This window comes from Idiomarina piscisalsi, from assembly GCF_002211765.1.
Taxonomy (GTDB): domain Bacteria; phylum Pseudomonadota; class Gammaproteobacteria; order Enterobacterales; family Alteromonadaceae; genus Idiomarina; species Idiomarina piscisalsi_A.
On the sequence record NZ_CP022133.1, the window covers coordinates 2,004,791 to 2,016,485 of the forward strand.

General features: G+C 50.0%; 8 protein-coding genes. 4 read left to right on the forward strand and 4 right to left on the reverse strand.

The features are described 5' to 3' along the window. Nucleotides 1–88 precede the first annotated feature (88 nt). Entirely contained in the window at nucleotides 89–1,024 is a 936-nt protein-coding gene (locus CEW91_RS09665; RefSeq protein ID WP_088768756.1) for a LysR family transcriptional regulator, read from the forward strand. A gap of 13 nt (nucleotides 1,025–1,037) precedes the next feature. Here CEW91_RS09665 and CEW91_RS09670 read toward each other — a convergent pair whose 3' ends face one another. After that, nucleotides 1,038–4,217, reverse strand: coding sequence for an amidohydrolase family protein (locus tag CEW91_RS09670; protein ID WP_088768757.1), 3,180 nt, complete (start codon nucleotides 4,215–4,217; stop codon nucleotides 1,038–1,040). Between the two features lie 149 nt (nucleotides 4,218–4,366). On the opposite strand from CEW91_RS09670, the gene CEW91_RS09675 reads away from it, so the two are divergent. Genes CEW91_RS09675 through CEW91_RS09685 form a run of 3 tightly spaced genes read left to right on the forward strand, consistent with a single transcriptional unit; the run spans nucleotide 4,367 to nucleotide 6,927 of the window. Beyond that, nucleotides 4,367–5,734 (forward strand): sensor histidine kinase, encoded by a 1,368-nt coding sequence (locus CEW91_RS09675; protein WP_088768758.1) that lies wholly within the window; start codon nucleotides 4,367–4,369, stop codon nucleotides 5,732–5,734. 8 nt (nucleotides 5,735–5,742) lie between these two features. Next, entirely contained in the window at nucleotides 5,743–6,198 is a 456-nt protein-coding gene (locus CEW91_RS09680) for a tellurite resistance TerB family protein (RefSeq protein WP_088768759.1), read from the forward strand. Then, nucleotides 6,199–6,927 carry a transporter substrate-binding domain-containing protein gene (locus tag CEW91_RS09685; RefSeq protein WP_088768760.1) on the forward strand — a complete coding sequence of 243 codons (729 nt, stop codon included), beginning with the start codon at nucleotides 6,199–6,201 and terminating at the stop codon, nucleotides 6,925–6,927. It begins immediately after the preceding gene. A 61-nt stretch (nucleotides 6,928–6,988) separates the two neighbouring features. On the opposite strand, the gene CEW91_RS09690 is transcribed toward CEW91_RS09685, so the two are convergent. The 3 genes from CEW91_RS09690 to azu all read right to left on the reverse strand — a co-directional run bounded on the left by CEW91_RS09690 (nucleotide 6,989) and on the right by azu (nucleotide 11,673). Then, nucleotides 6,989–10,084, reverse strand: a complete 3,096-nt coding sequence (locus tag CEW91_RS09690) for an efflux RND transporter permease subunit (protein ID WP_088768761.1) — start codon at nucleotides 10,082–10,084, stop codon at nucleotides 6,989–6,991. Continuing rightward, complete coding sequence (locus tag CEW91_RS09695; RefSeq protein ID WP_088768762.1) at nucleotides 10,084–11,142, reverse strand: efflux RND transporter periplasmic adaptor subunit; 1,059 nt, start codon at nucleotides 11,140–11,142, stop codon at nucleotides 10,084–10,086. Before CEW91_RS09695 ends, CEW91_RS09690 begins: the two co-directional genes overlap by 1 nt. Nucleotides 11,143–11,226: 84 nt before the next feature. Then, entirely contained in the window at nucleotides 11,227–11,673 is a 447-nt protein-coding gene (gene azu, locus CEW91_RS09700) for an azurin (protein ID WP_088768763.1), read from the reverse strand. Nucleotides 11,674–11,695 lie beyond the last annotated feature (22 nt).

Below are 11,695 nucleotides of genomic sequence, written 5' to 3' on the forward strand. Positions count from 1 at the left end.
AATAATGACAGAAACAACGCTAGCGTTATACATTCACCCTATTTATAATCCTGATAGATTTTTTATATTCCACTGATTCTGGACCGTTATGAATACGATTAAAGATATTGATCTGAACCTGCTGGTTTATCTGGATGTTCTGCTGCGTGAAAAGAACGTGACCCGAGCCGCAGCGCAGTTGAACATTACCCAGCCAGCCATGAGTAATGGTTTGAAACGACTACGTAACTTGTTGAATGACCCTATTTTAGTACGCACCAGCGACGGCATGCAGCCAACCCAGCGCGCGTTGGATATGCAAGAGTCGCTGCGTACCGTGCTCTATTCAGTGGAAGAAATGATACAACCAGTGCGTGAGTTCGACGCACCGACCAGTGACCGCGTTTTCCGTATTATGGCGTCCGATTATGCGGCTTCAACACTCATGCCTCGTCTGCTCGAAAAACTCGATGAACAGGCGCCAAACGTATCACTGGATATTATGACACCCAGTGATATCAGCTTTCACGACGTTGAAAACGGGAAAGTCGACTTAGCCATTAACCGCTTTGAGCAGTTACCTCAGTCGTTTCACCAGAAAATCTTATGGACCGATGAGTTTTCCTGCTTAATACAAAAAGATCATCCACTGCTTGATAATTATACGCTCGATAATTACCTGAAAGCACAGCATGTCTGGGTCAGTAAAACCGGTTTCGGGGTGGGCGTCGGAATGGATCCGCACGATGTTCAGAAGTTAGGCTGGGTTGACGATGCGCTCGATCAAATTGGTAAGCGCCGCCACATCAAAGTATTCACACGTAATTATCACGTGGCTATGTACCTGGCTCGCCAGGGGCTGGTTGCCACACTGCCAACTCAGGCAGCCGAGCTTTATAAAGACGACGACCAGTTGGTCATGAAAGCGCCGCCTTTTGATATACCAGGACTCACGCTGACGATGATTTGGTCGCCACTATTACAACACGACGCAGGACACCGCTGGTTCCGTCAGGTGGTTTCTGAAACCGCGGCGGCGTCCTGAGTCACTTTTACCTTTATTCTTCCCAGAAGAAGGCGTCTCGCTCGCGAGGCGCCGGTAATATCCGGTTCATGGTCTTAGCGTCATAAAGCACACCGTTAACCATCGTATGAGTCACTTTGTCCGTGTCCCGGATATTCTCTAGCGGGTTACCATCGATAACGATAATATCCGCTAGTTTCCCCTCTTCCAGAGAGCCCAGTGCGTGATCCATACCAAACACGGTTGCCGGATCAATGGTTGACGTGCGCAACGCTTCCAGCGGCGTCATACCACCTTGCGCCATCATCCAAATTTCCCAGTGTTGCGCTAAACCTTCACGCTGACCGTGGGCACCAGACAATACTTGGACCCCCAGGTCCTGCAGCTCGGTTGCCACCTCGGCGTTGTTGAAATGGTTGTAGTGGTTATGCGGTGCTTTTTCACGTCGCATCGCTTTACCCACCAAAAACTCCTGCGGCACGTATTTGCTCAGTTTCGGGTGCTTCCATACATCGGTTTCGGCGTACCAGTAATTTTCACCCCAAATACCGCCATAAGCCACACCCAGTGTTGGTGTGTAGGCCACATCACTTTCATCCCACAACTGACGAATGTCGTCATAGATATTCGCCACCGGCAGCGAGTGTTCTACCGTTGTGTGACCGTCCATGATCATGGTTAGGTTATGCTGCAACAACGAGCCACCTTCCGGCACAACCAACATGTCTAACTGGCGACCGGCTTCCACAACCTGTTGACGCTGGTTCCGGCGAGGTTGGTTATAACTTTTCACTGAAAACGCACCGACTTTCTTCAGGCGCTCTAAGTGAAACTTCGCGTCTTCCAGGCTATCCACGTGCGAGGTATAGCCCGGTCCATTCGCACCGTACAAAATGGTTCCGGTTGAGAACAAGCGAGGTGCCGCTATTTTACCGGCTTTTTGCAACTCAGATGCCGCAAAAAACTCAGTGGTATCGTTCGACGGATCATGAATCGAGGTCACCCCAAACGCCAGGTTCGCGTACTGTCCCCAGTTTTGCTCCGGAATAATTTCAGATTGTCCCTGACCACCGTGGGCGTGTGCATCGAACAGACCCGGCATGACCGTTTTGCCACTGGTATCAATGACTTTAGCGCCGCTTGGCACAGTAACGTCAGCCTCTGCGCCTACCGCAACAATTTTGTTGTTACGCACAACCACGGTGCCTTGTTCGTAAACCGTGTCGCCGTCCATGGTAATCACCTGACCACCGACAAAAGCAACGGTTGTATCCGGCACCATCGCTTTTTGCTCAAAGCCAATATTCTGGCCGTTTTCCACTTTCAGCGAATCGGCTTCGGTAAAGTCCGCAAACGCATTCGCCACCGACGTATGATAAAGCTCTGGCCCTAAGGTCCAGTAAAGCTGGCGACCATCCGCAGTCCAGGAAATATTCTCACCCGCACGGACTGACAACTGATGCACCGGCATTTGTTTGTCTCCCGGACCAACGTTGATCACGCTGCCGCGCTCCACCAACGGCGTGACAAACACTTTGAAGCGCTCAGCAAACGCCAGTTGTTTGCCGTCTGGGGAGACGCGGAACTCAGTCGCCAACTCCGACTGATACAACTCACGTTGCTCAAGCGTATCCAGGTTCACCACACTCAAGGTCGGTTTTGCCGCTGGCGTCATTAAATAAACACGGTCATTACGCGCACCAAATTGCGGCTGACGACCACGCTCGGCAATTTGCTGAGGCTGGCTTTTTTCACCGTTCACTGCAACACGGTACACACCCGTTTCTAAACCGTATTTGTCCGAAATTAAGTAACCGCCACGAATTTTACGATACACCACGTGTTGACCGTCAGGCGAGAAGGTCGGCTCCACGAAGTTACCCTTGCCCGTGTTTAAAACACGCTCGTTACCTGAGCTTAAGTCACGCACGATCACTTGTGCTTGCTCCTGGTCGTCCCAGCGCACAAACACCAGTTTTTCACCGTCACGGGAATATTCCGGGAATAGCTCAAAGTCGTCGCTGTTGGTTAAACGCTGAGGCTTGCCATCCGGCAACGCCCGGCGATACAGATTCCCCAGCGCTTCATACACCACTTCATCTCCAGCAGGTGAGACTTGCGCCATGCGCAGCATTTTCACATCAAAGGTATCGGCTTCGACGTTTTGCTTCGCTCTCAAGGCGTGCTGAATTTTCTTCTCTGTCTCTACTTTGAACGGAATAATGCGCGCATTGCCATCATCAATAGTCAGCTTTTGAATATGCCCGCCGGCCCAGAACACCAGTTGCTTGCTGTCCGGGGTCCAGTCCATGGTTGGGTACACACCATGAATCGCCCAGGTCTCCTGCATGTCGCGTTCCATTTGACCGTACACGCGTTTATGTTCACCGGTCTTGAGGTCAAGCACGTACAACACACTGCTGAAATCTTCTCGCTTAATGTAAGCCAGGTAACGGCCATCCGGTGATGGCGTCGGGCGTATTGCCCCCCCTGCACCGGCAATCAGCGTTTCAATTTCTCCGGTTTCACGTTCAAAGCGCTTAATTTCATAAATGCCTTCCAATGAATCTTTACTGTAATGGAACGTTTTGCCTGGTGTGTCGTCCTGCGAGAAGTAAATGTATTTGCCGTCAGGTGAAAAGGCTGGCTCGCCCAGGTCTTTTTGATCATTCGGACGCTCGGTTAACTGAACGCCAGAGCCTCCGGTACGATGGTACATCCAGACTTCACCAGCCCCCAACGATCGGCTGGCGGTAAAGTGCTTACGCGCCACCAAGAACTCTCCATCCGGACTCCAGGCCGGGCTATTCAGCAAACGAAAGGTCTCTTCAGTGACCGGGCGAACATTGCTGCCATCGGCATCCATTAACCAGATATTGTCACCACCGCCCTGATCGGAAGTAAAGGCAATGTAGCGGCCGTCGGGTGAATACACCGGCTGCATGTGCCAGGCAATACCACCAATAAGCTTCTCAGCTTCTCCGCCGCCAAACGGCATACGGTAAATATCACCCAACAAGTCAAACACAATATACTCGCCATTCGGGCTGACATCGACGTTCATCCAGGTGCCGGAATTGACCGAAATATCAATGGTTTTAAACTCGCCAGGAGGGTTGGATACGTCCCAACCGTTGTTCTGCTCTTCTGCCATGCTCAGCGGTGCAATGCTCAATAGCGATGCAACCGCTAAGGTTAGTGTTGTCTTTTTCATGGTATTGCCTCTTTTAAAACGTGTCCCCTTTGTATGAACCTTTGTAAAAAAAGTCCAGTTAAGCTCGTCCAAATGCGCATTCTTTCCGTTCAATAGACAACGTGTTTGATTACGTTATAGTTAACGGGTGTTCAACAACTGGCTAAACAATGAAAGAATCACTGGAAAATATCTTGCTGGAGGTATCACGTTCGCCGGAAATAGACGGCGGCAACCTGGCACGTGCCTCCCAGTTTATTCTCGATTCTGCCTTAAAAGGTCTGGATATTACCCGGGTCAGTATTTGGGAGTTACAGCCCGACAAGCAAAGCATGGTGGCGACCGCTTTAATTGATACGTTACGTAAGGACACTGAAACGCCGGTACTGAGAAAGGCTGAATTACCGTCTTACTTTGACGTCCTTGAAACAGAGCGCACCATTATCGCCAACGATGCGCGCAATAACCCGATTACTGCCGAGCTCGCACCTGAATATTTGCCGGAGTATGGTATTTACGGGTTACTTGATGTCCCCCTGCGCCACAAAGGGGAAATGATTGGGGTCATGTGCTGCGAAACCCGCAAACAAAATCGTATCTGGACACCGGATGAGGTCGCCTTTGTCGGTATTTTGGCTGATATTTACGGGCGCGCCGTGAGCGCTGCTGAGCGGGAAAAGTTTGAACAATTGCTGATTCGTCAGAACGAGCAGCTTGAAAGTATGGTTGAAGAGCGCACCGAGTCGTTAACCAAAGCGCTCGATAATTTCAAACAGGCACAAGAACGGCTGATTGAAACGGAAAAAATGGCCGCGTTAGGTAAGCTTGTAGCCGGCGTAGCACATGAAGTGAATACGCCTTTGGGTATTTCAGTAACAGCTGTGACGCATTGTGAGCATCGGCTGAAAAAGCTTAAACAGGCTTTTACTGAAGGTTCAATTTCGAAAAAACAGTTGAATCAGTTTATTGACGATACCTTTGAAGCCTACGCGTTGCTCAATAATAACCTGGAACGCGCCGCCACACTCATTCAAAACTTTAAGAAAACAGCGGTGGATCAGTCCAGCTTTGAACTGGTGGAATGCGAGCTGAAAAACTATTTGCATGCACTCACCTTAAGCTTGAAACCGATGGTAAAAAAGAAAAAAGTCAGTATTGATATTCGCTGTGATGAAGCCACCACCTTACGAACTTACCAAGGCGCTTTAGCGCAAATCGTGACGAATTTAATCAGTAATACTAACGAGCACGCTTTTGTTGAGCCCGACGAAGAGCATCGCATTCTGATTTCAGCAGAACCGGAAAGAGACGGTGTACAGTTTGTCTTTTCCGACAACGGAAAAGGTATTGATAGCGATACATTGAAAGACATTTTTGAGCCGTTTTTCACAACCTCGCGACACAATGGTGGCTCAGGTCTGGGCCTGTCTATTGTTTATAACCTAGTGACTCAGAAACTTAAGGGCGAAATAAGCGTCCAATCGACACCGGGGGAAGGCACCCAGTTTTCCTTTTATTTACCCAATTTACAGAAGTAGGATGTTGTATGCTTAAAACCTTACAGAGTTTTTTTAATGTTGCACCAACAATAGAGCAAACCAAGCAATTTCATGCTGAAGGGCTGAGTGATGACGCCTTTTTATCACTGATTTTAATGACTGAAATTAGCCTGGCAGACGGTACGTTGTCACCTGAAGAACGCAACTATTTATTAGCCGATTTGAAAAACGAATATCAACTAGAGGGTGACGCTGCTGAGAATGCTATTGAGAAGGCCGTCGAGGCCGTCAGAGAAGCGGCTTCATTGCATGACTTTACCGCCCCCTTAAAAGCGTTGGAATATTCCGAAAAGGTACAATTATTGGAAACTTTGTGGGCCGTTGCCTACACTGACAATGAGCTTGACCCGCACGAGGAAGCAATGCTTCGCAAGCTTGCTGACCTGTTGTATATCAATCATGCGGATTACATAAAGGCGAAACTTTCCGTAACAGGACACTGAATGAAACGACTTTCCACACTCACCTTAACGGCCATTGTAAGCCTGAGCTTTTCAGCGTTTAGTCACGCTGAAGACGTTGGTTTAGCCACCGGCTACCCGCCGTATCAGTTCTCTGAGAACGGCGACATAGTGGGGTTTGATGTGGATGTCACCAAAGCCGTGTTCCACTATTTAGATAAAGACTACTCCCTGCACCAATACGACTGGGACAATGTGGTCAGTTTGCTGCGTTTCGGTGAGCTCGATATCGCAATGGGTATGGAGCAAACCACCATTCGTCGGCAATATTTTGATTTCTCCTCTCCCTATTATAACCGCGTCACCACAATGTTTGTTTTAGACAATGAAAGCAGCCCTGAGTCGGTACGCGGCTTAGTCGGTAAACGCATTAGTGGTGACAGGCACTCTGTATTGGAGTCGCATTTGCAGGACATTGGCCTACATACAGCGATTCGCATTAACCAAGCGTCCTCAAAAACGGAAGCCATGAGTCAGTTAGCCGTTGGCGAAGTGGAAGCTGTTATTATGCCTGAAGCGGTAGGCCGGTATCTCGCAAAGCAGCTCGGCATTGATGTACGTATTTTATGGCAGCCGGAAATTAAGGTGCCTGTCGGCTTTGCAGTAAAAGCGGGGAATGACGAGTTACTGGAGCAATTGAATGAAGGCCTGGAAGCAATAGAGAATAACGGCGAACTCGATCGCATTCGCCGCCGTTGGGGCATACAGTAGCCTGATGCTGCTGCATCAGGTGCGATGTACCTGACGTAAATAACGTCAGGCTACGCGCCGGCTACCGGGCTTCCTGCATCTCTTTTTCCAGCCGTGAGGCTTCGTCAGCGCGCGGCTTAGTGAAGCGAGCTAACCAAAGGTAAAGTACCGGTGTTAGATAAAGGGTAAACAACGTTGCCAAACCTAAACCGCCAAATACCACCCAACCAATGGAATTACGAGCCTCGGCACCGGCGCCAGCTGACAGTATCAACGGCAAGCCACCTAAAATGGTCGACACCAGAGTCATCATAATAGGGCGCAGGCGTATCAGCGCAGCTTCCTCTATGGCCTTGCGAACGCTAAGCCCACGGTCTCGCAATTGGTCCGCAAACTCCACCAGCAATACCGAGTTTTTAGCAAGCAGTCCTATCAACATGACCAGACCAATCTGTGAGTAGATATTCATAGACGTGCCCGTTAAGAACAGCGCATAAATAGCAGCAGCAATACCGAAAGGTACCGTCAGCATCACCACTACCGCACTGTTCACCGATTCAAACTGAGCCGCCAATACCAACAGAACGATCAAGAACGCGAGAATGTACGTCATTGCCACTTCCTGAGAAGTATCCTCAAAGGTTGACGCTTCACCAAGAAACACCAGTCCCATACCATCTGGCAACACGTCCTGAGCGACAGCGCGCAGCTTCTCTACCGCTTCTGACATGGGCAGCTCTTCAGGCAAATCACCGTCTATCTCTATGGCACGTCGTTGCGCCTGCCGTTCGAGCTCTGCAGACACACCCTCTTCAACAATTTCCGAAACACTGGAAATGGGCACTAAGCCGCCGTCACTTGAGGACACGTATAGGTTCTGCATGTCCTGCGGCGACTGGATGATGTTATTGCGGGTGCGCAACATCACCGGAATCTGCTGGTCCCCCACATTTAGGTCTGCTACGTCATCGCCGTCTATCGCGGCTCGCAGGGTTGAGGAAATGTCGCTCAAGGACACACCCAGCTCGGCAGCCCGGCGCCGGTCAATCTTCACCCTTAACTGCGGCTGAGTCGGCTGATAAGAGACATTGAGGTTTCCCATTTCCGGCAGTCGCCGCTCAACTTCTGCGGTAAACTCACGCGCGACTTTAAAAATCTCATCGTAGTTTTCACCGGTAATCGCCATTTCAATGCCACCACCTTGCCCACGCAAGTTTAAGCTGTTGTCGCCAAAGGCTCGACCCGGCGCACCAGGCACCTGCCCCAGAGGCTCGCGCAAGTTTTCAATAATTTCCTGCTGACTAATGTCGCGCTCTTCCCATGGCTTAAGGTTGGCACTGATGAAAACAATGTTTGGATCCCATTGCCCAACGACAGTGTAAATGGATTCTATGTCGCCGGTCTCTTTATACTGCAATAAAATCTCTTCTAATTGACGCGCTTGTCGATCCATAAATTTGACGCCAACGCCGTCTGGTCCGCGAGCAAAGACTCGTACAGCCCCACGGTCTTCGTCAGGCATTAGCTCGCTGTCAATTTGATCGAATAACACCACACCACCGCCAGCGGCCAGTAATGACACGACACCGACGGCCCAGCTGGCATTTAATGCTTTATGCAGCGTACGTCGGTAAAAGCCTTTAAATTTGTGACCGATGCCGGCAAAAACGTTACTTTTTCCTGCTGATTTTGGCAGACGCGCGGTAAAGGCCGGCACTAATGACAAAGCGACGAATGAAGAAATCACCACTGCGGCCGCTAGCACGCCACCAAACTCCCGGAAAAGTCGCCCGGCGGTTGACGGCAAGAACGCAATGGGCACAAATACCGCAACCAAAACTGCAGTTGTGGCAACCACCGCGAAAAATACCTCACGTGTTGCAATGACTGCGGCGGCCCGGCTGCCAAGCCCCATATTACGTCGACGTTGAATGTTTTCCGTCACAACAATCGCATCATCGACAATTAAGCCGGTTGCTAACACCAAGGCCAGCAATGTCAGTATGTTCACGGAAAAGCCCATCAACCAAATAGCGGCAACGGCACCAAATAACGCCACGGGTATCGATAAAGCAGGAATAATGGTGGCCCGGAACGAACCAATGAACACCCACAAAGTGCCAACCACCAACGCAATGGTTATCGCTAAAGTCGTGACCACTTCTGCAACCGACTTACGGATGAACTGCGCATCGTCATTCGTAATGGTCATTTCCATATCCGGGAATCGGTCCCGCAAGCGCTCCAATACCTGAATGGCTTTGTCAGATATCTCAATCGTATTGGAGCCCGCCTGGCGGATAACGCCCAACCCGACCACGGGCTTGCCGTCTAATCGCACAAAGCTGCCGGCATCAGAAGGAGCAAAATAGGCTTGTGCGACATCGCCAACACGAATGTCATCCTGAATAATGATGTTTTCAATCTGCTCTTCATTAATGGCGGTTGCATCGGCACGAATAATCAATCGTTGATCGGTCGATTTCAAACTGCCTGCCGGCACATCAAAGGGCGCTTGTCGCAATGCATCGGCAACATCGGTCACCGAAATACCAAAGCTGACCAGCTTTAACGGATCCAAATCGACACGCATAACACGCTCGCGGTTACCATTTAACCGCACATCAGCGACACCGTTTATTGCCAGGAACTCTGGTGACAGATCGGTTTCCAAACGTCGAGTTAATTCAGCGAAACTCAACGTATCACTACTCACCGCAATATCTAACACAGAACGCGCATCGTTATCGGCCTTACGCACGTTGATTTGTTCAACGTCATCGGGTAGCTCCCGACGCACCTGGTTGACAGCTTCACGCACCTCTGCCGCCACCACGTCCAAATCAACGCCAGGACTGAACTCAACCGATATACGCGCACTGTTTTCTTCGCTCTGAGAGTTAATATTTTCCACGCCAGACACGCGCGCTGCAGCGCCTTCCAGAATACTGGTCACTTCGGCATCGACGGTTTCCGGAGCTCCCCCAGGCAACGTCGCGCTCACACCAACCACTGGTCGATCGACATCGGGCAGCTCACGAACTTCCACTCCCATAAGCGCCGCTACACCAGCGATAGCAATCAGAATATTGAGAACAACAATCAGTACCGGTCGGCGAATAGACACCGACGGTAAATCGTTCGTATCGGTATGCGTGTCGAGTTGCTTGTCAGACATTATTCGCTTAACTCCCCAGTGCCGTCGAGAGTCGTGCGGTCAAACTTGATGGGTTGTCCGTCGCGCAGGCTCTGCACGCCCTCGACAATCAGCAAATCGTCTCGCTGAATATTGCCGGAAACCAACACTCTGCCCGCTAAACGTTGTTCAATTTGCACTTCCACACGTTTTGCATTTTTACCGTCAACAATCCATACGAACGGACTGTTCACGCCCCATGACAATGCCGCCTCGGGAATAGACGCAAACTCCTGTCCTGCTAGCGAAATAGAGGTTCGGAAACTGGTGCCAGGCAGAAAGTCATCATTTTCATTATTGATTCGTGCACGCGCACGATACATGCGAGTCTGCGGATCAATTCGGGAGTCCAATTCGACGATTTCTGCCGTCACAGGCTGTCCTGAGTAACGCCAGGGTTGTACCTTTAGCTCTGCGCCTTCACCTAATAGCGATACCGCCGCTTCAGGGATCTTAAAATCAATTAATAGCGAAGAACGATCATCCAGCGTGGCGATAGCGGTCTGCTCGTCAATGCGATCGCCAACCTCAACATCGGTAATACCGATAACACCTTCAAAGGGCGCGCGAATGAAGCGATCTTCTAATTCAATTTTGGCATTTTCCAGCTCTACGCGCGCCAAGTCCCTGAGTAAAATTGCGTTGTCGAGTTCAGACTCTGGCACGGCCCCGCGCTCAAAGCTCGAGCGTAAACGCTCAACGGTGCGCTGCGCATCCCGCAGGTTAATCTGTGCTTGCTCGAGTGCCACTTTTTGTCGTCTTGCATCCAACTCAACTAAAAGCTCACCTTCTTCCACTACTTCGCCTGGCTCAAAATGCACTGCGACCACCCGGTCACCCACCGCCGGATAAATAGTGATAGAACGTGCCGCCTCAGCCGTTCCTACCGCTTCCACTCGGTTTTTCTCCTGTTCAAACTGAACAGGCTCAACAATCACCAAAGTTTCTCGAGGACCAAATTGTTGGGCTTGCGTAGGCGCTGCACTTACATAAGCGCCCAGACACAAACTGAATACAGCTATCGACAAAAAATGCTTCATAAACTTCGGTTAACTCCAAAAAAACTGCAGCCCAGTGGCTGCAGCTGTATCATCTCATCGTGTTGGTCACTCTGCTATTAACAATTATTTAATAGAGAATGTACCTTGCATAATCGCTGAGTGACCCGGGAAGGTACAATAGAACTTGTACTCACCGTCAGCACTCATTCCGTCTGTCGAGAAAGTAACAGATGTTTGTTCACCACCACCGATGACGTCTGTTGACGCAATCACCGCATCAGAGTCTGGTACGTAGTTACTTTCTAAACCAGCCGACATACCCTGCTGAACAATCGACTGCATGTCACTCGCTTCACTTAATACCCAGTTGTGACCCATGACTTTTTTACCCAACTTACCCGAGTGGGTCAGAGTTAAAGTCACTTCGCTACAACTTGCCGGAACAGACAGTTCCTTTTTATCAAATCTCATGTTGTCGTTACTATCTATAGTCAGCTCACATTCGTTGGCTTGCGCTGCGTTTGCGACAAACAACAATGAACCTGCTAATAGGGACAAAATATAACGCATTACAATACTCCTTCATGTAGGA